The following is a 24557-nucleotide window of genomic DNA, read 5'->3' as shown; positions in this document are numbered from 1 at the left end:
GTGTTTTCTTTTGGTTGCACTGCAAAGATAAGGCCTGCGCCCGGGACGGGCGTTACATAATTACGGATACGATTTACAACATTCCGCCGCCCTGCGGGCGCCCTACACCTTGTCGAGGGGCTTTCGCGCTTTGTCGTTGAGCCGCCGGAATTCGCTGGGCGTGATTCCGGTCACACCCTTGAACTGGGCGCTCAAGTGGGCCGTGCTCGAATAGTTGAGTTTGTCGGCTATTTCGCCCAGCGACAACTCGCCGTACACCAGCAGTTCCTTGACCCGCTCGATTTTCTGGGCTATGTAATATTTCTCGAGCGTGACGCCGTTGACTTCCGAGAAGAGCCTGCTCAAGGCGCCGTAGTCGCTGTGGAATTTTTCGGAGATGTAGTCCGAGAGGTTCGTGCGCAGGGTGTTGTCGTGGTAATGCACCAAATCGACGACCGCATTGCGGAGTTGCTCGAGCAGCACCGTGCGCCTGTCGTCGATCAACTCGAAGCCAACGGCTTCCAGCGCGTTTTTCAGTTCCTCCCGTTTCGCCTCCGTCGGCTCCTCCTGCACGATTGCCTGTCCCAGCCCGACGTGGAGCGGCGTGAGTTCCAGTTTTTCGAGCAGCTGCCGCACGACCAGAATGCAGCGGTTGCAGACCATGTTTTTGATATGAAATGTCGTCGTGTCCATTCGTTGGGAATTGTCTTCTGTAAATTAACGAAAAATATCCGGGAAAATTTCCCGCATGCCCGTCGTTGTTGGCGGGCTGCCGCCTAAATTTGCCTGCATCGGGCGACAATCCCGTTTCTCGTCCCGGCTTTCGCCTCGCCGAAACGGACGGCATGTTTCCGTCAGGAGGCGATGCGCATTTACGGCCGGATACGAAAAAGCCGCTCCCGGGGACAGGGGCGGCCATAGGTGTGAACCGGCATTCTGCCGCCGTCAGCCGCAGATATAGATGCATCCGTAAATCAGGCCTGCCACGAGTGCGCCCACCACGGGGCCCGTTACGGGAACCCAGCTGTAACCCCAGCCGCTGGGGCCCTTGCCCCTGATGGGCAGGAGGCTGTGCGCCAGGCGCGGCGGCAGGTCGCGTGCGGGGTTGATGGCATATCCCGTCGTGCCGCCCAGCGACATGCCGATGGCCATGATGAGCATCGTCACCGGCAGGCTCCCGAGGCTTCCCATCCCGATTTCGGGTGTGTTCTGTTCGTTGCCGATGGCGAGAATCACGAATACCAGCAGGAACGTGCCGACCGTTTCGCAGAACAGGTTGCGCGGTTTGTTCATGATGGCGGGCATGGTGCAGAACACGCCGAGTTTCGTAGCCGGGTCGTCCGTGGCGTCGAAATGGTCTTTATAATAGAGGTAGACCAGTACGGCGCCGCAGAACCCGCCCAGCAGCTGCGCGGCGATGTATCCGGGGACGAATGCCCACGGGAACGAGCCTGCGACCGCCAGTCCGATCGACACGGCGGGATTGAGATGCGCTCCCGAATAGGGCCCGGCAATCAGCACACCGCACATCACGGCAAGGCCCCACGCGATGGTGATTACGACCCAGCCGCCTTCGAAGCCTTTCGAGCGTTTCAGCACCGTGGAGGCGACTACCCCGTCGCCCAAAAGCACCAGCACCAGCGTCCCGATAAACTCGAACAGGCACTTGGTATACAACGATATTTCCATAGTTTGAGGTTTTATTGGTCGTTATTATTGCGTAACACCCGTCGGACGGCGTCTTCCCAGCCTGCGACGGCCTGTGCGATATGGTCGCGGTCGGCGGTGGGCTCGAAGACATGCTCCGCCTGCCATTGCTGCCGGATTTCGTCGATGCTTTCCCAGTATCCTACGGCCAGGCCTGCGAGGTAGGCGGCGCCCAAAGCCGTGGTTTCCGTCACGCTCGGGCGTATGACGCGCGTTGCAAGCAGGTCGGACTGGAACTGCATCAGCAGGTTGTTGCGCGCCGCACCGCCGTCGACCTTCAGCTCCTTGAGCGTGATGCCCGAGTCGCGCTGCATGGCGCCGACGATGTCCAGCGTCTGGTAGGCTATTCCCTCCAGCGCCGCGCGGGCGATGTGGGCTGCCGTCGTGCCCCGGCTGATGCCGCTGATAGCCCCCCGCGCGTACTGATCCCAGTGCGGGGCCGCCAATCCCGTGAGCGCGGGAACGAAGTAAACCCCGCCGGTGTCGGCCACCGAGGCGGCCAGCGCTTCGACCTCCGACGAGGAACGGATGATACCCAGTCCGTCGCGCAGCCATTGCACGACCGATCCGCCCACGAAGATACTTCCCTCGAGGGCGTAATTGACTTTGTCGCCGATTTTCCAGGCGATGGTGGTCAGCAGGTTGTTCGACGACGTGATGGGTTTCTCGCCGCTGTTCATCAGCAGGAAGCATCCCGTGCCGTAAGTGTTCTTCACCGACCCCGGCTCGACGCACATCTGCCCGAACAGGGCGGCCTGCTGGTCGCCCGCGATACCCGCAATGGGCACCTTGTGGGCGAATATGGTGGTCTTCGTCGCGCCGTATACCTCGCTCGACGATTTCACCGCGGGCATCATCGATGCGGGAATGTCGAACAGTTCGAGCAGTTCCTCGTCCCATTGCAGGGTGTGGATGTTGAAAAGCATCGTGCGCGAGGCGTTGCTCACGTCGGTCACGTGCACCTCGCCGCGCGTAAGCCGCCAAATCAGCCACGTGTCGACCGTGCCGAACATCAGCTTGCCCTTTTCTGCGCGCTCGCGCGCTCCGGCCACGTTATCCAGGATCCATTTGATTTTCGTGGCGCTGAAATAGGCGTCGATAATCAGCCCTGTCCTGTCGCGTATAAACCCGGTTTTTCCCGCAGCTTTGAGCTCATCGCAGTACGCCGAGGTGCGGCGGTCCTGCCAGACGATGGCGTTGTACACCGGTTCTTCCGTTTCCGCGTCCCATACGATTGTGGTTTCGCGCTGGTTGGTGATGCCTATTCCGGCGATGTTCAGCCCGTTGATGTCGATGGCGGCGATTGCTTCGGCGATTACCGATGCCTGCGACGACCAGATTTCGTGCGGGTTGTGTTCGACCCATCCCGGTTTGGGGAATATCTGGGTGAATTCCCGCTGCGCTACCGAGCGGATTTGCCCCTTGTGGTCGAAAACGATTGCCCGGGAGCTGCTCGTTCCCTGATCCAGCGACAAGATGTATTGTTCCATATTCTTTTAGGTTTTAGCGTACTCTTTTCCCCGGCCCCGGTTTTGTGCGGGTCCGGCCGGTGTGCGGCGGCTATCCCTGCTGCCCGGTTGCGGCAGCTCCGCCGTTTACAAATCTATGAAAAAAATCCGGGATTCGAAACGAAAGCGTTTCGTTTTTTTTTCGAAACCATCGTCGCTTCCACCCTCTTGGCTGGTAATGTATTTCGTTACGTCCGCATAATATATCGGGAAGCCGTCCGTTTCTTCGATATATACCCTCTACCCGAACCTTGCGTATGAATAACGGGCCCTTTGCAAAATCTGCTCGCCCCGGCTGTCATTGCCGGTGCACAGGGCTTCCTGCTGTCGCCCCGGCGGGCCGGGCCGCTGCACTGCGCGGCGGAAAACGGCACCGGTCACTCCTAACCCACTTCCCATATGAATTTTTTTCGGACTCCGGCTGCGGCCTTAAAGCCGGTCGTGAAGCGAATCATCCTGCTCTTGTTGCCGGTCGTCGGCCTTGCCGGGTGTGATGCCCGGACGGTCGGTATGCACCTCGATTGGGCCGAGGGGCTCATGGCGACGCGGCCCGACAGTGCGCTGTATCTCCTGCAGCAGCTCGACGAGCGGCAGATTACCCGCCGCAGCGCCCGCGCCCGCTATGCGCTGCTCTATTCGCAGGCGCTCGATAAAAATTTCATCGACGAAACGAACGACTCGCTGATCCGCATCGCCCGGAAGTACTACCGCCGCCACGGCCCGCGGCGCAACCGGTTTCTGGCCGGTTACTATTACGGCCGGATATTGTGCAACCGGGGCGATTCTACCGGGGCGCTGCTCTATTTCCTGCACATCGAGGAGTTCGGGCGCGAACTGGACGATCCCTATACGCTGGGCCTGCTGTACCACCAGATTGCAGAGCTTTACCATTCGCAGTACGACTACCGGAATACCCTGAAATATGCGCAGGAGGCCTGCGGGAATTTCCGCAGGGCCGGGCTCGACGGCCATTGCGCCTACGCCATGTTCGACATCGGCGAGGCCTATTCCAACCTGGAAAAATACGACAGTGCGGGTATTTACTACATCCGCTCCCTGCGCATGGCGGAGCGGCAGCGGGATACGGCGATGCAGTACTCCTGCTTGGGCAACCTCGCGCTGGCCTATATCGGACAGGACCAACCGCAGCGCGCCGCCGCCTCGCTTTGGGAGATAAGGCGCCGCCTGCACCGGGAGTGGGAAGCCGAGGAGAATATCGCGATGGCTCTGGCGCAGCAGGCGCAGGGGCATGCGGACAGCGCCCGGCTCTACCTGGAGCGTGCCGGACGGCAGGTCGGCGGCAAACCGTCGGCCCTCGCCCAGTGGAAAAGCGCCGCTGCGAATATCCACCTGGATAACGGCAGGTACAGGGAGGCCGCCGAAGAGTTCCGGGACTGTCTCTCGACGCAGGACTCGCTGGTTCGCATCGCTTTGCAACGCTCCTATGCCAGCCTGCACCGCGACTATCTGGAAAAGAAACAGCGCGTTTCGCAGCGTACGCTGCGCATGTTGCGGCAAAAGCTGTGGCTGGCGTCGGCATTGTTCCTTACGATTGTCCTGTTTGTCGGATATGTCGCCTATATCAACCGTCGCCGCCGCCGTCAGGCGGTCGCCGAGTATATGTCCGCCGTCGACGAGGTGAATACGGTCAACAGGAACATGCTCGCACGCATGGAACTGCTGCGTTCGAAGTCCTCGGAACTGCGGCAGGTGGTCAAAGAGCGGTTTGCGCTTATCGACCGGCTCGCCTCGGCCTATTATGAGCGCCAGGGAACGAAAACCGAGCAGAAAGCGATTTACGAGGAGGTGCGCACCCTGCTCGATTCCTATGCCTCGGACGCCGGGAGCAGGCAGAAAATCGAACAGGTCGTGAACATGTGTTACGACCGTGTCATGGAAAAGGCCCGGCAGGAGTTACCCTCGCTCAAAGAACCGGAGTTCGACCTGCTCTGCTATATCTATGCGGGGTTCTCGCCCCGGGTAATCAGCGTTTTTACCAAAGACAGCCTCGGGAATGTCTATACGAAAAAATCCCGGTTGAAATCGAAAATCGCCGAATCGGACGCCCCGTCGAAAAGGGTGTTTCTGGAAATGTTCAAGTAATATGCTTATTATCAGCGAAATACCCCCCCCCGGTGCGGTGCGGTCGTGCTTTGGGGATTTTATGTTTAATTCGTTGATAATCAGTTATATGTGTTTCGTGTAATGTTTTTATGGATTTCTGTGGGTGTAAAACATTTTATATCAGATTGTTATATGTTTGCCTTGTAAGTTTTTTACAAGGCATTTTTTTGTCTTTTCGGGTCGTGCGTACTTACCTTTGCAGGGTCTAACCCCACTAATTCTGTTTTTATGATTAAACTCCACGGTTTTATTTGCGCACTGGCCTGCGTATTCCTTTTTTCCGGCTGCGGCGATGACAGCGAGTATTCGTACAGTTATCAGGACATGATTTCTTTCCTCCTCGACGAACCCGTCATGGAGGGCTATGTCGAATCCGTGACCCGGCTGGACGCTGCGCCGGATTCGCGGGTTGCACTTCTCGTTTCACGGAACATCTCCCTTATGGAACGTTATCCGAAACAGACGGTACAGGTGGTCGTGGACGATGCGCTTTCGACCGCCGTCGAGGGCACGGATTTCGACTTTACGCCCCGCTCGCTGGAATTCGGTAAAAGTACGTTCCAGCTGCCCTTCTCGGTCAATATCCACGGTGCGAAGGGCAAAACGATTGTCCTGCAGCTGGTATACGGGTATTACGACGAATGTCCGCTCGAGACGCGCGTAGCCGACCGCCTGACGATTACGGTCAAATAGAACGTCGGCTGGGGAAATCCCGGCTGGCTTTGGCACCTGCTCCCGGGCCGGGTACACCCCAGCGGTGGTGCGGGCGATGCCCGTGTGTCCCGACTTTTGTTTTTCACTTCAACCCGAACCGATATGCCCCGTACCTGTAAAAAAGCTCCCGCCTTCCGTGCCTGCGGGAGTGCCCCAACCCTGTGCACGGCGCTGTGCGCCCTTCTGCTCTCCGCCTGCGTGACGGTGGATTACGACTTCAAGGGAAAAGGATTCCGACGGCGCGTCGTCGTCAATGCGCTCCTGACGCCGCAGGAAACTTTTACCGTCAGGCTGCATTGGAGCGGCACCTATGCCGAGGGGGATAATTACACACCCGTCGCAGATGCGGAAATCCGCCTGTTCGAGGGCAGAACCGAGGTCGTACGCTGCCCGGCCTCGGGCGGCGGCATTACCGAAACTACGTTCATAGCCGTGCCGGGGCGCCGCTACCGGCTGGAGGTCAGCGTGCCGGATTACGGGGAACTGTGGGCCGAAACCTCGGTTCCCGAAGCTCCTGTGGCCACGATCAGCCATGTGATGTACAAAGGCTGGTACCGCCATTTCGACCTTGCGGCGCTGACCGTTCCGGCCGATGCGAAAGCCGTCTGGCTCCGGGGATACAGAATCCGCGAGGGTGAGTCGGAGAAGCTTTGGGGCTACTATACCGCTTCGGCGTTCGTGGATCAGGTGAACGGCTCCAACGACGCTTACGAAGCCGACGAAAAGGGCTGCACGATTGATTTCGAGGAGTTCCTGCGCATTCCCTATGAAAATTGCACGGCGGCAGTTCCGCTGCGGTTTTCCGTCGACGGAAATACCGAGGGTACGCATCAGTTCCGCGTGATAACCGCGTCGGACACCTACGACCGCTATATGCGCTCGCGCTACAAACAGACGCTGAATACCGAGGAGGGTGCCGGGGACAATCCCTTTACCGAGCAAATCACGGTCTATTCGAACGTCGCCAACGGACTCGGCGTCTTTGCCGGATACAACTATTATACGTCGCCCGAGTTATGAGAGCCATGTTCGCATGCCTCCTCGCGGTGTCTGTTCCGGCCATGCTCGGGGCGCAGGAACGCGCAGACAGCATTGCCCGCACCGAGGCCATCGACTCCGTAGTCGTCATGGCCCGCAAACCCCTGATGGTCTTCAGGCAGACGGGCAATGTCGCCGTGGACGTCGAACAGCTCAAATACGCGCCGCTGTTCGCCGGCGAGAAAGACATTTTCAAGTTCCTGCAGCTGCTGCCGGGCGTCACATCGGGCAAGGACGGCATGTCGGGACTGTTGGTGCGCGGGGGCAGCAACGACCAGACCCAGATACTCTACGACGACGTGCCGGTCTACAACCAGGCGCATGCCTACGGTATCCTTTCGATTTTCAGCGGCGAAACGGTACAATCGGCCGAGGTGTCTAAAGGCTACATCTCCCCCGCTTACGGCTCGCGCCTCTCGGCGCTGGCACAGATACGCACGCGCGACGGCGACCGGCAGCACCACCGCCAGTCGCTCACCGTCGGCACGCTTTCGCTGGCCGGGACGCTCGACGGGCCCCTTGTGCGCGGCAAAGGCTCCTACCTCGTCTCCGCCCGCTACTTCTTTCCCGAAGCGGTGCTGGCTGCCGTGGGCAACGAAGTGCGCCTCGGATTCTACGACCTGACCGGGAAACTCGCCTATGATGTCCACCGCAACCATACCCTGACCCTCGGCCTCTATTCCGGTGACGACAACATGCGCAACAAGGACAAACACGCCTGGAATGCTTTCGGCTGGGGCAATACGACAGCTTCCCTGCGGCTCGAATCCCGATGGAGCGAGCGCCTGCACTCGACGGCTGTCGTCTATTATTCATTCCTGCAAAACCGTCAGGAAGCGAAATACGACGAACCCGACGGCGGCTACCGCAACTGGGGCGAAACGACGTTCAAAACCCGGGAATTCGGGGCACGACTGACTTTCGACCACCGCATTTCGGATACTTATTCGCTCGAGTACGGGGTGAATTTCTCCCGCCAGCGCTTCATGCCGATGCATACGCGGGCCCGGGTAAACGGCCGGTACCAACAGCGCGGGTATCCCCGGCAGCAGCTTACGTCGGGCGCCGTGTTCCTGAACAACCGCTTCCGCCGGGGGCCGTGGCGTGCCGACATCGGACTGCGCGGGGCGCTCTACGACCATGCGGAGCCGTCCCGGTTTGCCGTCGAGCCGCGCGCGCAGCTCTCCTATGACTTCGGGCACGACAATGCCGTCTGGCTCTCTGCTACGATGAACTCGCAGGCGCTGGTGCAGTTCAACCGCTACTATTATTCCATGCCGATTGATTTCTGGACGCCGTTCCGCGACGGCCGCCTCCAGCACGCATGGCAGGTGTCGCTGGGCGGCCGTGTGAAACTGCACGACAACCTCTCCCTTTCGCTGGAAACCTACTGCAAGCGGATGCGCAACCTGCCGCTCATCTACGACAGCGACGATTTCCTGCTGGGGCGCGGCGGTTTCGTCTACGGCACGGGCCGGGCGCTTGGTGTCGAGGCGATGCTCCAGTACCAGACCAGTCGGTTGAGCCTCACGGCCTCCTACACCTATACCGCTTCGCGCCGCCGTTCGGACGGTGTCACCTACCCGTTCGACTACGACGTTCCCCACGATTTCAATACCTTCCTGAACTATGACGTGGTGAAGCGACCCGGCCGCCGGCATACCTTTTCGCTCAACGTGTCGTGGCGCTCGGGGCTGCCCCTCCGGCTGACGGACGAAAGCTATCCCGATCCCGACGGCCGTCCGATTGTCGGCATTACGGCCTACCCCACGATGCGCATGCGCAACTATTTCCGCGCCGACATCAGCTACAACATGGAGCGCCGCAAGCGCAACGGCGTGCGCAACTGGCAGTTCTCGGTCATCAACGTTACATCGCACAGGAATCCCGTAAGCGTCTACCCCTACCGGGGAACCTATAAGGCGACGGTGCTGATTCCGGTTATGCCGTCGGTTTCCTATACCCGGACCTTCGGGAAATGACGGCGGCCGGACTGTCCGGCATCCTTTTGACGATTCCACCCCTGCCGCAGCGTTACGGCAGGGGTGGATTTATTTCCGGGGCTTGTCGGACGCTCCCATGTCGTTTTTTTACGCCCTTTATGCCGGATCGTATATACCGCCCAGGTTTCCGTCCTCGTCGTAGCAGTACAACCGACCGCCCTCGATTACGAAGTATTCGTAAGGATCGCCGACGACATTGTAGGTTTTCGCGCCGTTTCTCGTGCGTGTTTCCAGCTCCTGTGTCATGTGGGAGCCGTCGGTGTATGAGTTGTCGATATAATATTTGCCGTTTTTGCTGTATAGGACGTAGATGTTCGACATGTTGTCCCTGAAGCGGCCGATAACCGTCCCGTCGATTGTCCTCTCCTTTTGGGGCGTCGCAGCTGCCTGCTTGTGCACCGGTTCCGGCTCCCGGACGGTTTCGGCAGCGGGTTGCGGATTTTCCGGCAGGCTCTCTTCCTGCGGTTTTATTTTCGTTACGGCCGCAGTTGCATCGATGCTCGAGGTCGCATAAGAGTCATAGTGCTGCGGCTCCCTGTATTCGATCCACAGCGAGGTGTATTTTACATCGGTGTTTTTCCGGATATCCGCAGCGATCAGACTCAATTGCGCCGCATCGCACTTCACCGGCGTATAAATTATATAGGTGATATAGCTGTCAGTATAGACGGTCGGCCCGTTGCTTTCGAACGTATAGGCCGGCATTTGCATTTTTTCGACATGGTCGCCGCATGACATGCAGCAGTATGCGAGCAATATCGGTATTACGAGTTTTTTCATGGTATTTTTATCGTTTGGGGGTTCGTGTCGCGCCGGCCGGATGTATAGCTGATCGTTATACAAATGTAGCAATAAAACGTAAAGGGTGTACTTCCCGGATGCCCTATTTTCGCATGGCATCCGCCCAAAATAGAAAAAAGTCCTTTCAGGGTGTTCTGAAAAGACTTTTCGCCGTGAGCGGGAAACGGGGGTCGAACCCGCGACCCTCAGCTTGGGAAGCTGATGCTCTACCACTGAGCTACTCCCGCATTTCGGAGTACAAATATACTCCGCTTTTTTTTATTTTCAAGTTTTCGGGGCATCAAATTTCACATCAGCCCACGATTTTTTTCAGCGCTGCGAGATTTTCCGCGTTTTTGAGGTTGCGTCCCTCGGGCGAATAGAGGTAGTCGAGGCGGCTGCGGAAATGCTCCTCCACTTTGCCGCGCACTACCTTCATCGTGCTGTTGACCAGTCCGTTCTGCTCGGTGAACGGCTCGTCGACAATCGCCAGTCCGGCCGGAAGCCAGCGCTCGGGAAACTCCCCGCTGTAGGCTCCGCCCGCCCGGTAGCGGTCGATTTCGGCACCGAGCATTTCTGCGGCCTTTGCGGCCCGCTCCCCGCCCGTTATCCCGCGGCTGTCGAGTTCGCGCCGCAGCGCTTCGCGGTTCGGCACGACGATGGCGCCCGTAAAGGGGCTCTGGTTGTTGTGTATGATGATTTGGTCGATGTAGGGCGATTTGTCGACGATCGCCTCCTCCATGCCCTCGGGACTGTATTTTTCGCCGTCGCTGGCAATCAGCAGGCTCTTGAAGCGCCCCAGCACATAGAGGAAGTCGTCCTCCGAAACATACCCCATGTCGCCCGTGTGGAGCCATCCGTCGCGCAGCGTATCCGCCGTTGCCTCGGGATTTTTCCAGTAACCGGCCATGACGTTTTCGCCGCTTATGACGATTTCTCCCTTTTGTCCGCGGGGTACCTCCCTGCCCTGCTCGTCGACGATTTTCAGGTCGAGCGGAATGAGGATTTTACCCGACGAACCGAAACGGTGCCAGTGGTAATTGGGCGAGTTGGTCGAAATCACGGGCGTCGCCTCCGAGAGCCCGTAACCCTGGAACATCGGAATGCCGATGGCGTAGTAGAAGCGCTGCAGTTCCGTGTCGAGCAGCGCGCCGCCGCCGACGAAGAATTTGAGGCTGCCGCCGAACGCTTCGCGGACTTTGCGGAACAGGATGGCGTCGAACAGCTTTACTGCGGGCCACAGCACGACGCGCCAGCCGTGCCCCTTGCTGTATCCGTCCCCGTTGTAGGCATACGCCGTGCGGAGCGCGAGGTTGAACAGCCCCTCCGTAAAACGCCCTTTGGCGCGAATAGAAGCCTCGATGCCCTTGCGGAAATTCTTGGCCAGCGCCGGCACCGACAGCAGGAAATGCGGCCGTACCTCGCGGATGTTCTGCGGAATGTTCTTGAGCGTTTCCATCGGCGTGGCGCCCACCTGCACGGTCGCCACCGAGGCGCCGCAGGCAATCATGATGTAGAACCCGACGACATGTGCGAAGCAGTGATCCAGCGGCAGGATGATGAGCGTGCGGTAATACGACGGAATGTCGATGCGCGAAAGCGACTGCTCGACGTTTGCCGTGTAGTTGCGGTGCGTGAGCACGACGCCTTTCGGGTCGGCCGTAGTGCCCGACGTATAGGTGATTGTCGCGTAATCGTCGTTCCGGATGCTGCGGCCGATGGCGAGGAACTCCTCCTGGTGTTCCGACAGGTAGCTGCGTCCCATGCGCTTGAGCGTCCCGAGCGCCGTTTCGCCCGTTTCGAGGGGCGTGTGGCCGATGACGATGATGTGTTCGACCTGCGGCAGTTCTGCGCGTATGCGGCGGATTTTCGGCAGTTGGTATTTCGATACGAAGAGGGCCTTGACCTCGGCATGCCGCAGCCGGAACAGCAGGTCGTTCGACTCCTCGAGCTTCACCGACAGCGGCACGCTGATGGCTCCGGCGTAGAACAGGCCCAGTTCCGAGATTATCCATGCGTTGGAGCCTTCGGCCAGTATGGCGACTTTATCCTTGGGCCGGACGCCGATTGCGGCCAGTCCCGCACCCACCTCGAGGGCCTGCTCCCTTGTTTCGGCGTAGGTCGTCGGCTCGAATGCCCCGTGTCTTTTTTCCAGCAGGAATGTCTTGGCCCCGTATTTCACGACGGAGTCCTCGAACAGGTCGATAATGGTCTTCTTCATGGTTGGTTAACGGTTAGTCCATTTTCAATACGGCGAGGAATGCCGATTGCGGCACCTCTACGTTGCCTATCTGGCGCATGCGTTTTTTGCCTTTCTTCTGCTTCTCGAGCAGCTTCCGCTTACGCGAGATGTCGCCGCCGTAGCACTTGGCTGTCACGTCCTTGCGCACGGCCTTGACCGTTTCGCGGGCAATGATTTTGGCGCCGATGGCGGCTTGTATGGCGATGTCGAACTGCTGGCGCGGAATCAGCTCCTTGAGTTTCTCGCACATCTTGCGGCCGAAATCGTAAGCGTGGTCGGTATAGGTCAGCGACGAAAGCGCGTCGACCGGCTCGCTGTTGAGCAGGATATCCAGCTTGACGAGTTTCGAGGGCTGGTAGCCGGTGCGGTGGTAGTCGAACGACGCATATCCTTTCGAAATGCTCTTGAGCTTGTCGTAGAAGTCGAACACGATTTCCGAAAGGGGCATGTCGAAATTCACCTCCACGCGGTCCTGCGTGATGAACGTCTGGTTCTTCATCACCCCGCGCTTGTCGATGCAGAGTTTGATGACGTTGCCCAGGAATTCGGACTTGGTGATAATCTGCGCGAGGATGTAGGGTTCCTCTATCTTGGCTATTTTCGTTACTTCGGGCAGCCCCGAGGGGTTGTGCACCTCGACCACGTCGCCCTGCGTCGTGGTGATGCGGTACGACACGTTGGGCACGGTGGTGATTACGTCCATGTCGAATTCGCGGTAGAGGCGCTCCTGGATTATCTCCATGTGCAGCAGCCCGAGGAATCCGCAGCGGAACCCGAAGCCCAGCGCCAGCGAGCTCTCGGGCTCGAACGTCAGCGACGCATCGTTCAGCTGCAATTTTTCGAGCGAGGCCCGCAAATCTTCGTACTGGTCGGCCTCAACGGGATAGACGCCCGCGAAGACCATCGGCTTCACGTCCTCGAAGCCGGCGATAGCCTCTTTGGCCGGGTTGGTCACCGAGGTAATCGTGTCGCCGACCTTGACGTCCGACGAGGTTTTGATACCCGAACAGATATACCCCACGTCGCCCGCCTTGATTTGTGTGCGGGGCTGCATCTTGAGTTTCAGCACGCCCACTTCGTCGGCATCGTACTCGCTGCCCGTGTTGTAGAACTTCACGTGGTCGCCCTTGCGGAGCGTGCCGTTGAATACGCGGTAATAGGCGATGATGCCGCGGAACGGATTGAACACCGAGTCGAAAATCAGCGCCTGCAACGGCGCGTTCTCGTCGCCCTCGGGAGCCGGAATGCGCTGTACGATGGCCTCCAGCACCTCCTCTACGCCCAGTCCCGTTTTGCCCGACGCGAGCAGGATATCCTCGTCCTTGCAGCCGATCAGGTCGATCACCTGGTCTTTCACCTCGTCGATCATCGCCGAGTCCATGTCGATTTTATTCAGTACGGGGATGATTTCCAAATCGTGCCCCACGGCCAGGTAGAGGTTCGATATGGTCTGCGCCTGGATGCCCTGCGTGGCGTCCACCACCAGCAGCGCCCCCTCGCACGAGGCGATGGCACGCGACACTTCGTACGAGAAGTCGACGTGTCCCGGGGTGTCGATCAGGTTGAGTGTATACTGCTGCCCGTCGCGGGCCGTGTATTCCATCTGTATCGCATGGCTCTTGATCGTGATGCCTTTCTCACGCTCGAGGTCCATGTCGTCCAGCACCTGCGCCTGCATTTCGCGCTGGTTCAGGGTGTTCGTTTTTTCGAGCAGGCGGTCTGCCAGGGTGCTCTTGCCGTGATCGATATGGGCTATAATGCAAAAGTTGCGGATGTTTTTCATATATCGCATAAAAATGTGTGCAAATATACGAAATATTTTGGATTTACGGGCCCTTGTGCGGCTCCGGCCGCCGGAAATGCGCCGATGCGGAATTTTTCCTATCTTTGTGCCCGCAAATACTGCAATCCAGAATGAATGCCGTTTCGAAATACGCTTCGCTCGTCAGGTTCGCGCACACGATTTTCGCCATGCCTTTCGCCATGATTGGGTTCGTGTACGGGCTCACGACCGCCGCGCCGCCCTACAGCCCGCAGTCGCCGTACCTCGTACTGGCGCAGGTCGTGCTGTGCATGGTCTTCGCCCGCAATGCGGCCATGGGCTTCAACCGCTGGGCCGACCGGCGCATCGACGCCGAGAATCCCCGCACGGCCGGACGCGAGATACCCTCCGGCAAGGTTCCGGCACGGCATGCGTTCTGGTTCGTGGTTGTCAACGCCCTGCTTTTCATCGCCACGGCCGCGACGATCAACCGCCTGACGGCGCTCCTTGCGCCCGCTGCGCTCTTCATCGTGCTCTTTTACAGCTATTGCAAACGCTTTACGGCACTGGCGCACCTCGTGCTGGGCCTTTCGCTCGGCATCGCGCCGGTCGGGGCCTATATCGCCGTCACGGGGCGCTTCGCCCTCGAACCCTGCATCCTCGCCCTGCTCGTAACGACGTGGTGCGGCGGCTTCGACATCATCTACGCCCTGCAGGATGCCGCCTTCGACCGCCAGAGGGGCCTGCACTCCATTCCCTCGCGTTTCTCGGCCCGGACGGCCCTCGGCATCAGCTGCGGCCTGCATGCGGTGAGCGTCGCGGCGCTCGGCTGGTTCGTCGCTTACTGCCCCGGATCGGTGTGGCTGTGGCTCGGGGCGGCTGTTTTCACGGCGCTCCTCGTACTGGAGCACCTGCTCGTAACACCCTCGCGCCAGCGGAATATCGGCATCGCATTCGGCACGCTCAACGGGCTGGCGAGCCTTTCGCTCGCAGCCGGGGTGATTCTGGATTTGCTCAAATAAACCAAATAGCTTATATTTGCAACTTCAACAGGTTAAAAGTTAGGAAAAATGTTAAGCAGACAGATTGCACAAAAACTCCGGGGCTACGAAACCCCGTTCTATCTCTATGATACGGCGCTGCTGCGCCAGACCCTCGAAAGCGTCGTCTACGAGTCCAAAAAATACGGCTACAAGGTGCATTACGCCATCAAAGCCAACTACGACGACCACCTGTTGGCCATCATCCGCGAATACGGGCTGGGCATCGACTGCGCCAGCGGCAACGAACTGCGCAAGGCCATCGAGGCCGGTTTCGCCCCCAAGGGAATCGTTTACGCCGGAGTGGGCAAGCGCGACAAGGAACTGCGTTATGCCATCGAGCAGGATATCCTGGCGATTAACTGCGAGTCGATTGAGGAGCTGGAGCTGGTCGACAGCCTCGCCAAAGAGGCCGGCCGCGTGACCGACGTGGCGCTGCGTATCAACCCCGACATCGACCCCAAGACCAATCATTGCATCGATACCGGCCAGGCAGACAGTAAGTTCGGTATTTCATATGAAGAAGTGCTCGAACATGCGAAAGCAATCAAATCGCTCAAACACATCAATATTATCGGCATCCACCTGCACATCGGTTCGCAGATTCGCGAGCTGCATGTGTTCGAGAATATGTGCAACAAGGTCAACGTCATCGTCGAGAACCTCGAGAAGCTCGGTTTTTCGTTCCGTTTCGTCGACGTGGGCGGCGGTCTGGGCGTCAACTACGACGTGCCCGAGAACGAGCCGATTCCCAATTTCGCGTCGCTGTTCTCCATCGTGCACAACCACCTGGCCGTCGGCGACCGCGAAGTGCACTTCGAGTTCGGCCGTTCGATTGTGGCCGAGTGCGGCGAACTGATTACGACGGTGCTTTTCAACAAAACCACCGCCACGGGCCGCAAACTGGTGATTGTCGACGCCTCGATGACCGAGTTGATTCGCCCGGCGCTCTACGGCTCGTACCACAACATCGAGAACATCACCTCGGAAGACGAAGTGCCCCGCGAGAAATACACCATCGTCGGTACCGCCTGCGAATCGACCGACGTTTTCGACGAGAACGTCAGCCTGCGCACGACACGCCGCGGCGATTTGCTGACCATCAAGTCGGCCGGGGCCTACGGCATGTCGATGGCTTCGCGCTATAATCTCCACGATTTGCCCGGTGCGGTTTACAGCGACGAATTGTAACCCGTGACGACACGGTGCGGAAAGGTGGCGAAGGCCGCCTTTCGCATTTCAGACGATTAAGCCGGCATCCACCGACATTCCGTCCCGGGATTTTCCTTTGGAAAGGGAGGTTCGGGGACGGCGAAACTGAAACCTGCATCTGCGATGCCGCAATGCGGGTTCGGTGGGTTCCCGGTTTTTCTCAAATCAATCCCATAATAATCATCGATTCCGTCCGACTTTCGTTATGTGGCTGACTCTCGCTTTCACTTCGGCGGCCCTGCTGGGCTTTTACGACGCGGCCAAGAAAAAGGCCCTCACAGGCAACGCCGTGTTGCCTGTGTTGCTGCTCAACACCCTCTTTTCGTCGCTTATCTTCCTGCCGGCGATTCTTTCGGCCGAGTTCGGCCTCGGGTGGTTCGACGGGACGGTGCTCGCCTCCCCGCCCGGCACGGCCGGAGCGCACGGACTGGTCGTGCTCAAGTCGGTTATCGTCCTCACTTCGTGGATTTTCGGCTACTTCGGCATGAAACACCTGCCCATCACCATCGTGGGCCCGATCAACGCCACGCGTCCGGTCATGGTACTCGTCGGCGCGATGCTCGTTTTCGGCGAACGGCTGAACGCCTGGCAGTGGACAGGCGTGGCGCTGGCCCTCGTGTCGCTTTTCCTGTTGAGCCGCTCGAGCCGCCGCGAGGGCGTCGATTTCGCCCATAACGTCTGGATTCTCTGCATCGCCCTGGCCGCCGTCACGGGCGCCGTCAGCGGCCTGTATGACAAATACATCATGTCGCGCCTCGACCCGGTCTTCGTGCAGAGCTGGTACAACCTCTACCAGCTGGGGATGATGGCCGTGCTGACCGGCCTGCTGTGGTGGCCGAAACGGCATACCTCCTCCCCTTTCCACTGGAGCTGGGCCATCCCCTTTATTTCGGTTTTCCTGTCGCTGGCCGATTTTGCCTACCTCTTCTCCCTGCGCGATTCCGGTGCGATGATATCCGTCGTGTCGATGATTCGCCGGGGATCGGTGGTCGTGTCGTTCCTGTGCGGCGCCGTGTTGTTCCGCGAACGGAACCTGCGCTCCAAGGCCGTCGATTTGGCCTTTATCCTGGTCGGCATGGTCTTCCTGTGGCTGGGGTCGAAATAAAACGGGATGTAAAACGAATGCGGCCGGTATTTCGAGTACCGGCCGCATTGCTTTAAATAATCTTGTTCAACTGATTGACGGTCTTTGCGATTTCATCGTCGCCGGGGACGTAGTCTTTCAGCGCCCCCGCAAGATACTGCTCGTAGGCGTAGAGGTCTATCACGCCGTTGCCCGAGAGGTTGAAAAGGATGGTCCGCGGCTTGCCCTCCTCCTTGGCTTCCAGCGCCTCTCGGATGGCTGCGGCAATGGCGTGCGTCGATTCCGGTGCCGGGATGATACCCTCGGTCTTGGCGAAAAGGATACCCGCCGCGAGGGTTTCGGTCTGCGGCAGCGACCGCGCTTCCACCAGGCCGTCTTTCAGCAATTGGCTCACGATCGACCCCGCTCCGTGATAGCGTAATCCGCCCGCATGGATGTCCGACGGCTGGAAGTCGTGTCCGAGCGTGTACATCGGCAGCAGCGGCGTGAATCCGGCTACGTCGCCGAAGTCGTACTGGAACGTGCCGCGCGTGAGCTTCGGACAGCTCGACGGCTCGACCGCCACGATACGGATATTCCTGCCCTCGGTCAGGTTTTTCCGCAGGAACGGGAAGCCGATGCCTGCGAAGTTGCTGCCGCCGCCGAAGCACCCGATTACCACGTCGGGTTCGGCCTGGGCCATCTCCATCTGCGCGACAGCCTCCTGTCCGATGATGGTCTGGTGCAGGATGACGTGGTTCAGTACGCTGCCGAGGCAGTAACGGGTGTCTTCGGGGTGCTCCAGCGCCTTTTCTACCGCCTCCGAGATAGCCAGTCCGAGGCTTCCCGAACAGTTCGGGTCGCGTTCGAGCGCCGCGCGGCCTGAAGCGGTCAGGGTGCTGGGCGACGCGATGCATTCGGCGCCCCACGTGTTCATCATCAGCCGCCGGTAGGGTTTCTGGTCGTAGCTGACCTTGACCATGTAAACCTGCACGTCGAGTCCGAAATGCTTGGCCGCGAATGCGATTGCCGCGCCCCACTGTCCTGCGCCGGTTTCGGTCGTCAGGCGACGAATCCCCTGCTTGTAGTTGTAGTAAGCCTGCGGCACGGCGGTATTGGGCTTGTGCGACCCGGCGGGCGACACGCTCTCGTTCTTGAAGTAAATCTTCGCCGGGGTTCCGAGCGCCTTTTCCAGTCCTGTGGCCCGCACGAGCGGCGTCGGACGCCATATCTTGTAGATTTCCTGCACCTCTTCGGGAATGTCGATGAAACGCTCGGTCGACATTTCCTGGTCGATCAGCTCTTCGGCGAAGATGGCGCTCATCTGCTCCTTGGTTACGGGCTGCTTGGTTGCGGGATGCAGCGGCGGCAGCGGTTTGTTGGGCATGTCGGCCACGATGTTGTACCATTGTGTGGGCATCTGACGCTCGGTCAGGCAGAATTTCTTTGTTTCCATAGTCTTTGAATTATTTTCGTGTTCGGTTAAGGTGCAAAAGAAAAAGCCCGCTGTTTACTCTCTCGTAAACAACGGGCTTGTGTTGGGTATGTCGTTCAACTATACACGCACGGAGCCGCACTCATTGTCCACGAGAGTCAACGAGCGCCACCACCAAGCCTGTATGTTGAAATTGTAAAGCATTTCCGTTTTTACCGACCTTCCTGTTTCTTCGGGTCGTTTCTGCAAATATAGCGGGTCGCAACCGAAAATCCAAATTTTCCGGCGACTTTTTACGATACCTAAATATAAAGGGCGGTTTGGTGCAGGAAGGCCTGCTGCCGCACCGCGGCTGGGCCGCCCGGGGCGCTGCCGTCCGCCGAGCTTGCCCCGTGTCTGCTTTTTCCGCCGTGTTTTTTACAAATGAGGCGAAAAATCGTTATCTTTGTTCGATTTTAGCTAATTCTCAAATTCAACGATATGAATATTTCGTATAACTGGCTCAAGCGCTACATCGACACCGACCTGCCGGCCGAGGAGGTCGCCCGGATTCTGACCGACATCGGACTGGAAGTCGAGGGCTTCGAGAAAATCGAAACCATCAAGGGCGGACTTGCGGGCGTGGTGGTCGGCGAGGTGCTGACCTGCACGGATCATCCCGACTCCGACCACCTGCACGTCACCACGGTCGACGTCGGCACGGGCGAACCGCTGCAGATTGTCTGCGGCGCACCCAACTGCCGCGCGGGCCTGAAGGTGCTTTGCGCCACGGTCGGCTCGGTGCTCTACCCCGGCGGCGGCGACGAGGAGTTCAAAATCAAGCGCAGCAAAATCCGCGGCGTCGAATCGCTGGGTATGCTCTGTGCCGAGGACGAGCTCGGCATCGGCGCCTCGCACGACGGCATCATGGAGCTTCCCTCCGGTGCCGTGGCGGGCACGACGGCCAAAGAATACCTCCGCATCGAGGACGACTACCTGATCGAGGTGGGGCTTACGCCCAACCGCGTGGATGCCGCCTCGCATATCGGCGTGGCGCGTGACCTGGCGGCTTACCTGCGCAGCCGCGGCGAAGATGTGGCGGTGAAGATGCCCGACGTGTCGGCATTCGCCCCCGACAACCGCGATTTGGACGTAAAGATTCGGGTCGAAAACAGCGAAGCGGCTCCCCGTTATGCGGGCGTGACCGTGAAAAACTGCAAAATCGGCCCTTCGCCCGAGTGGATGCAGAACTGCCTGCGCGCTGCGGGCATCAATCCCAAGAACAACCTGGTGGACATCACCAACTTCGTGCTTTTCGAGCTGGGACAGCCCCTGCACGCATTCGACGCGGCGAAAATCGAAGGGCACGAGGTCGTGGTACGCACCTGTGCAGAGGGCACGCCTTTCGTGACTTTGGACGGCGTGGAGCGCAAACTTACGGCCGGCGACCTGATGATATGCTCTTCCGAGCGCCCGATGTGTATCGCGGGTGTATTCGGCGGACTGGATTCGGGCGTCAGCGATACGACGACCGACGTATTCATCGAGAGCGCCTATTTCAATCCCGTATGGGTGCGCAAGACGGCCAAGCGTTTCGGCCTGAATACCGACTCCTCGTTCCGCTTCGAGCGCGGCGTCGACCCCGACATGCAGGTCTATGCCGCCAAGCGTGCGGCCCTGCTGATGAAAGAGCTGGCCGGAGGCGAAATCTCGAGCGACATCACGGACATCTATCCCGAACCGATTGAAAAGTTCCGGTTCGACATTTCGTTCGCCCGCATCGATTCGCTGATTGGCAAGCATATTCCCGAAGATACCGTCCGCACGATTCTCGCGGCGCTCGAGGTGGAGATACTCGCCGAAAAAGAGGGTGTGATGAGCGTGGCCGTGCCGCCCTACCGTGTCGACGTGCAGCGCGAGGCCGACCTTATCGAGGACATCCTGCGCATCTACGGATACAACAACGTCGAAATACCGTCGCGCGTTCGTTCGACGCTCTCCTATGCGCCCAAACCCGACCGCAGCAAACTGATGAACCTCGCGGCCGACTTCCTGACCGCCAACGGCTTCACCGAAATCATGTCCAATTCGCTGACCAGGGCGGCCTATTACGACGGACTGGAGGCGTACAAGGCGGAGAACTGCGTGCGTATTCTCAATCCGTTGAGCGCCGATTTGAACGTCATGCGCCAGACGCTGCTGTTCAACATGCTCGAAGCCGTGCAGCTCAATGCCAACCGCCGCAACGGCGATTTGAAACTCTACGAGTTCGGCAACTGCTATTTCTACGACGAGTCGAGGCGCACGGAAGAGAATCACCTCGCGGCCTACTCCGAGGAGTACCGCCTCGCCATCGCCGTGACGGGTACCGCCGTTCCCGCGTCGTGGAACGCCCGGCCGCAGGCAGCGTCGTTCTTCACGCTGCGTGCCGTGGCCGAAAAACTCCTGCGCCGCTTCGGCGTCGACATCTATGCGCTCAAGACCGACACGCTCCGCAGCGACCTCTTCGGTGAGGCGCTTACGATGTCGCTGGGCGGCAAGGAGCTGTTGCAGATCGGTACGGTAAGTTCGAAGATACGCCGCAAGCTGGATGTCAAACAGGACGTATTCTACTTGGAGATGAACTTCGAGGCGCTCGTGAAGTCGACCAAAAAACACCGCATTGCCGCCGAGGAGCTGTCGAAATTCCCCGAGGTCAAACGCGACCTGGCGCTGCTCGTGGACAAGCAGGTGACTTTCTCGGCGCTGCGCGACGTGGCGTTCGCCACCGAACGCAAACTGCTTAAGAGCGTTTCGCTGTTCGACGTATACGAGGGCGACAAGCTGCCCGAGGGCAGGAAGTCCTACGCTTTGAGCTTCATCCTCGAGGACAAAACCCGCACACTCGACGAAAAGACGATTGAGAAAGTGATGAAAAACCTGACGATGCAGTTCGAACGCCAGTGCGGCGCGCAAGTGAGGGCATAACCGGATTTAACGGATAACAATCGACCGAAGCCGCCCGCCAGTTCCCTGCCGGGCGGCTTTTCTTCTGAAGCGGTTTTTCCCGAAACGATGCATCGTACTTCCCGCATATCGACCCTGACTACCCTGCTTTTCGCGGCGGGCGTTGCCGTGTTCTTCATAAAGGCCGCGGCGCTTCCGTACAAGGTCGCATGGCCTGTGCTGCTGCTGGCGTTGTCGGTTTTCCGGCTCCGGCAGCGGCAGCTGGTTCCGATCGGGGCCGCACTCCTGTTGTCGGCGGCCGGGGATGCAGTGGGGGCAAAGGGGCTGTTCATTCCGCAGATGCTGTTTTTCGCCTTGGCGCACGGCGCCTACATGCGCTACTTCCTGCCCCGGGCAAAGGACTATATGCCCCGCGCTTTTTCAGTTGTGCTCATCGGGGTGTTGTTCGTGTTCCTGTTCGGTGTTATCGTGCCCCGTGCCGTCGATCCGGTCGAACGATTCGGCGTCGGTATCTACGGGCTGGTGATTGCGGGAATGTTATACAGCGTGCTCCAGTACTGCGGGCCGCATGCCGCATGGTTCCGGTGCGCGGCCCTGCTGTTCGTCTTTTCCGACTCCGTGATTGCATGGGGGCGCTTCGTTGCGCCCGTTCCCGGCCGCACATACGTCGTGATGATTACCTACTATCTGGCGCAGTACCTGTTTTACCGTTTCGCAGTCGAATCGGCTGTTGCCCGCACGCCGGGCTGCGGAAAATCCGTTACGCCGGACGCGTCCCCGGGCCGCGGCGCCTGATTGCCGTATCCCTTACAGAACGGGTTTCACCTGTGGCGGCTGGATCGTCACATAGGGCGTGCCGTTGTCGTCGCAGGTCGATACGATACGCACGGCCTGCACCGGCCGTTCCGGCTTCAGGGTTATACTGCCCTTTTCGAGATCGCCCACCCGTTCGAACGTAGTGCCGTCGTACGACACTTCGGCATAACCTGTGGTTATGATGGTCTTGGGCAGTTGGCGGTTGCCCGTTTGCAGGTACATTTCGCGGCATTTCACGGGTTGTTCGAACATGTAGAGCACCCAGTCCTGCTGGCGGCATGCGCGGCGTGTCCGGGAGAGTCCCTTGTAACCGGAGGCGTTCGTGCAGGGGAATTGTTTGCTCTCCCCCATCGATGTGGTGATGGTCACGGCAGGCGTTATCGTGCGGTAATAGGATTTGTCCGCGACAAGGGGGCTGCGGCCGCTCTTGTAGCGGGTGAAGAACCGGTACAGATGCGGCTTGTCCGTCTTCACCGGTCGGGTGTAGCGGTGCTCTTCGGGCGAATCGCCCACGAGGTAATATATTTCCGAACCGTCGTCGGCCGTTGCCGTGAAAGCACCCTCCCGGTAGTTTACTTTCGGCGGGAAGAGCCGGAAACGGATGCCCATGGCGGCCATGCGGTCGTAATGCGCCGAAACCAGTTCCTTGTAATAGGCTTCCCACCCTTCGTCGTTCCCGCTCCATGCGATGCGCGACAGGGCGCAGATGCGCGGAAAACACATGTAGTCGAGGTAATCGGGCTTCTCGGGTTCATGCGACACATAAGCCTCGCTGAAAAACGTCCCTTCGAGTCCGACGACGTGGCGCATCTGCCCGGCGCTGAACCCCTGGGCCGCGAAGTCGAATCCGTAGGTCTTCCTGGCGTCGAAAATCGCCGCCCAGTCGTGGCCGTCCTCGTGCGGCGTCTGCCGCATGTCGAAATAGAAGTACTGGCCCGGCATCACCACCGTCTGGTAGCCTTTTGCCGTGGCGTCGAGGCAGGCTTTGACGCTCTCCCAGCCGTAGACCCGGCAGTCGTGCGCCAGGCTGCCCGTCCTTACCGCTTCGTTCCACACCCCCGGGCGCTTGCCGTTGGCCGCCAGTATGGCCGCCATGCGCTCCATGAACAGATCCTCCAACTGGTGCGGGTCGGTCATGCCCCGCCTTTGCATCAGCGCCCGGCAGTCGGGGCAGCTCTTCCACTGGGTCATGTCGACCTCGTCGCCGCCGACATGAATATATTCCGACGGGAACAGCGCGCACACTTCGCCCAGAATGTCGGACAGCAGTGCGTAATTGGCCTCGCGGGCCACGCACCACGCCGAGCGGTAGTCGTAGCCGTTGGTCGAAACCGTGTCGGGCGGATAGTTGCAGCGGATTTCGGGATGCACCGAGGCGATGTTGCGGCTGTGCCCCGGGAGGTCTATTTCGGGAATGATTTCGACATTGCGGACTGCGGCGTAGCGGATTATCTCGCCCATCTGCTGCTGTGTGTAGTAGCCGCCGTATTTTTCGTCCCACTTGCCGTAAACCGGACGCACGGGCGAATCGCCGCCGCGAAAACCGCCGATTTCGGTCAGCTCGGGATGCGATTTAATCTCGATACGCCACCCTTCGTCGTCCGAAAGATGGAGGTGTAATTTGTTGATGCCGTGGTGTGATAGCAGGTTTATATAACGCTTTATTCCAGCTGCATCAATCCATGTCCGGGCCACGTCCAGCATCATGCCCCGGTACGGGAAACGCGGTGCGTCCTCCGCTTTGGTGCAGGCGATTTCCGCGGGCAGTTTCAGCTGCCCGGCGTAGACTTCGGGCGGCAGCAGCCGGAACAGGGCCTGTACGCCGTTGAAAGCGCCGCCGTAGTCGCCGCCGGCAATTTCGATGCGATGCGGCCGTATATGGAGGCTATAGGCTTCGCTGCCGAGCGCCGGGTCGAGCGAAAGCACAATCGCTTCGTCGGCCGACATACTGTCGCTGGCCTTTGGAACGTTGATGTATTCGCGCAGGTAGTCGGCCAGGGGCGCCAGCGGTGTTTCGTAACAGAGCATTGTCTGCGGGGTGATGCGGCAGGTGCCGGGACAGGGTTCCTGTCGTGCCGGCGACGGCTGTGCAACGGCGGGAGAAAGAGTGCAGAGCGCTCCTGTGAGGAGTATCAGGTGTCGCAGTTTCATGGCGATGCGGAATTTTGTTTCGGACAAAGTTACTTTTTTTCCGCTGAATTGCTACCTT

17 protein-coding genes and 1 tRNA gene are annotated in these 24557 nt (G+C 59.3%); 9 read left to right on the top strand and 9 right to left on the bottom strand.

Translation table 11 applies throughout. The features are described 5' to 3' along the window. Positions 1-102 precede the first annotated feature (102 nt). From QZT71_RS01015 to glpK, 3 genes are all read right to left on the bottom strand, one after another. Positions 103-672, bottom strand: coding sequence for an AraC family transcriptional regulator (locus QZT71_RS01015; RefSeq protein WP_295911267.1), 570 nt, complete (start codon positions 670-672; stop codon positions 103-105). 252 nt (positions 673-924) lie between these two features. Beyond that, on the bottom strand, positions 925-1668 hold the full coding sequence (locus tag QZT71_RS01010) for an MIP/aquaporin family protein (protein WP_295911265.1): 744 nt from the start codon (positions 1666-1668) through the stop codon (positions 925-927). An 11-nt stretch (positions 1669-1679) separates the two neighbouring features. After that, positions 1680-3176: a glycerol kinase GlpK gene (gene glpK / locus QZT71_RS01005; protein ID WP_295911264.1), complete on the bottom strand. Its 1497-nt coding sequence runs from the start codon at positions 3174-3176 to the stop codon at positions 1680-1682. 459 nt (positions 3177-3635) lie between these two features. Here glpK and QZT71_RS01000 point away from each other — a divergent pair, with 459 nt between their 5' ends. The 4 genes from QZT71_RS01000 (at position 3636) to QZT71_RS00985 (ending at position 9052) form a co-directional block, all read left to right on the top strand. Beyond that, positions 3636-5297: a hypothetical protein gene (locus QZT71_RS01000; protein ID WP_295911263.1), complete on the top strand. Its 1662-nt coding sequence runs from the start codon at positions 3636-3638 to the stop codon at positions 5295-5297. Positions 5298-5546: 249 nt separating this feature from the next. Beyond that, a complete protein-coding gene (locus tag QZT71_RS00995; RefSeq protein ID WP_295911261.1) occupies positions 5547-6011 on the top strand; it encodes a hypothetical protein in 465 nt (154 codons plus the stop codon). A 123-nt stretch (positions 6012-6134) separates the two neighbouring features. Next, entirely contained in the window at positions 6135-7052 is a 918-nt protein-coding gene (locus QZT71_RS00990) for a DUF4249 domain-containing protein (RefSeq protein ID WP_295911260.1), read from the top strand. Continuing rightward, a complete protein-coding gene (locus QZT71_RS00985; RefSeq protein WP_295911258.1) occupies positions 7049-9052 on the top strand; it encodes a TonB-dependent siderophore receptor in 2004 nt (667 codons plus the stop codon). Before QZT71_RS00990 ends, QZT71_RS00985 begins: the two co-directional genes overlap by 4 nt. A 117-nt stretch (positions 9053-9169) precedes the next feature. Here QZT71_RS00985 and QZT71_RS00980 read toward each other — a convergent pair whose 3' ends face one another. The 4 genes from QZT71_RS00980 to lepA form a co-directional block, all read right to left on the bottom strand. Further along, a complete protein-coding gene (locus tag QZT71_RS00980; RefSeq protein ID WP_295911256.1) occupies positions 9170-9853 on the bottom strand; it encodes a hypothetical protein in 684 nt (227 codons plus the stop codon). A gap of 176 nt (positions 9854-10029) precedes the next feature. Next, positions 10030-10101: transfer RNA gene (locus QZT71_RS00975), tRNA-Gly, on the bottom strand. A 65-nt stretch (positions 10102-10166) separates the two neighbouring features. Then, positions 10167-12074, bottom strand: a complete 1908-nt coding sequence (locus QZT71_RS00970) for a long-chain fatty acid--CoA ligase (RefSeq protein WP_295911255.1) — start codon at positions 12072-12074, stop codon at positions 10167-10169. Positions 12075-12087: 13 nt separating this feature from the next. Continuing rightward, entirely contained in the window at positions 12088-13878 is a 1791-nt protein-coding gene (lepA, locus tag QZT71_RS00965; protein WP_295911254.1) for a translation elongation factor 4, read from the bottom strand. 131 nt (positions 13879-14009) lie between these two features. Between lepA and QZT71_RS00960 the strand changes: the two genes are divergently transcribed. From QZT71_RS00960 to QZT71_RS00950, 3 genes are all read left to right on the top strand, one after another. Beyond that, positions 14010-14879: a 4-hydroxybenzoate octaprenyltransferase gene (locus tag QZT71_RS00960; RefSeq protein ID WP_295911253.1), complete on the top strand. Its 870-nt coding sequence runs from the start codon at positions 14010-14012 to the stop codon at positions 14877-14879. Positions 14880-14927: 48 nt separating this feature from the next. Next, positions 14928-16088, top strand: coding sequence for a diaminopimelate decarboxylase (lysA, locus tag QZT71_RS00955; RefSeq protein WP_295911251.1), 1161 nt, complete (start codon positions 14928-14930; stop codon positions 16086-16088). A gap of 226 nt (positions 16089-16314) precedes the next feature. Continuing rightward, the gene (locus QZT71_RS00950) at positions 16315-17214 is read left to right on the top strand and encodes a DMT family transporter (protein ID WP_295911249.1); all 900 of its coding nucleotides are present in this window, start codon (positions 16315-16317) and stop codon (positions 17212-17214) included. Between the two features lie 52 nt (positions 17215-17266). Here QZT71_RS00950 and QZT71_RS00945 read toward each other — a convergent pair whose 3' ends face one another. Then, positions 17267-18628, bottom strand: a complete 1362-nt coding sequence (locus QZT71_RS00945; protein WP_295911246.1) for a TrpB-like pyridoxal phosphate-dependent enzyme — start codon at positions 18626-18628, stop codon at positions 17267-17269. Positions 18629-19087: 459 nt separating this feature from the next. Between QZT71_RS00945 and pheT the strand changes: the two genes are divergently transcribed. Both pheT and QZT71_RS00935 read left to right on the top strand, forming a co-directional pair. Next, positions 19088-21553, top strand: a complete 2466-nt coding sequence (gene pheT, locus QZT71_RS00940) for a phenylalanine--tRNA ligase subunit beta (protein WP_295911245.1) — start codon at positions 19088-19090, stop codon at positions 21551-21553. 87 nt (positions 21554-21640) lie between these two features. Continuing rightward, positions 21641-22327 (top strand): lysoplasmalogenase, encoded by a 687-nt coding sequence (locus QZT71_RS00935; RefSeq protein ID WP_295911244.1) that lies wholly within the window; start codon positions 21641-21643, stop codon positions 22325-22327. Between the two features lie 12 nt (positions 22328-22339). Here the strand turns inward: QZT71_RS00935 and QZT71_RS00930 are convergent, their stop codons facing one another. After that, on the bottom strand, positions 22340-24499 hold the full coding sequence (locus QZT71_RS00930) for a family 20 glycosylhydrolase (RefSeq protein WP_295911242.1): 2160 nt from the start codon (positions 24497-24499) through the stop codon (positions 22340-22342). Positions 24500-24557: the final 58 nt, after the last annotated feature.

The sequence above is a fragment of the uncultured Alistipes sp. genome, assembly GCF_902388705.1.
Classification (GTDB): Bacteria; Bacteroidota; Bacteroidia; order Bacteroidales; family Rikenellaceae; genus Alistipes.
Note: the sequence above shows the minus strand (reverse complement) of the source record. Positions and strands in the feature narration are given on the sequence as shown.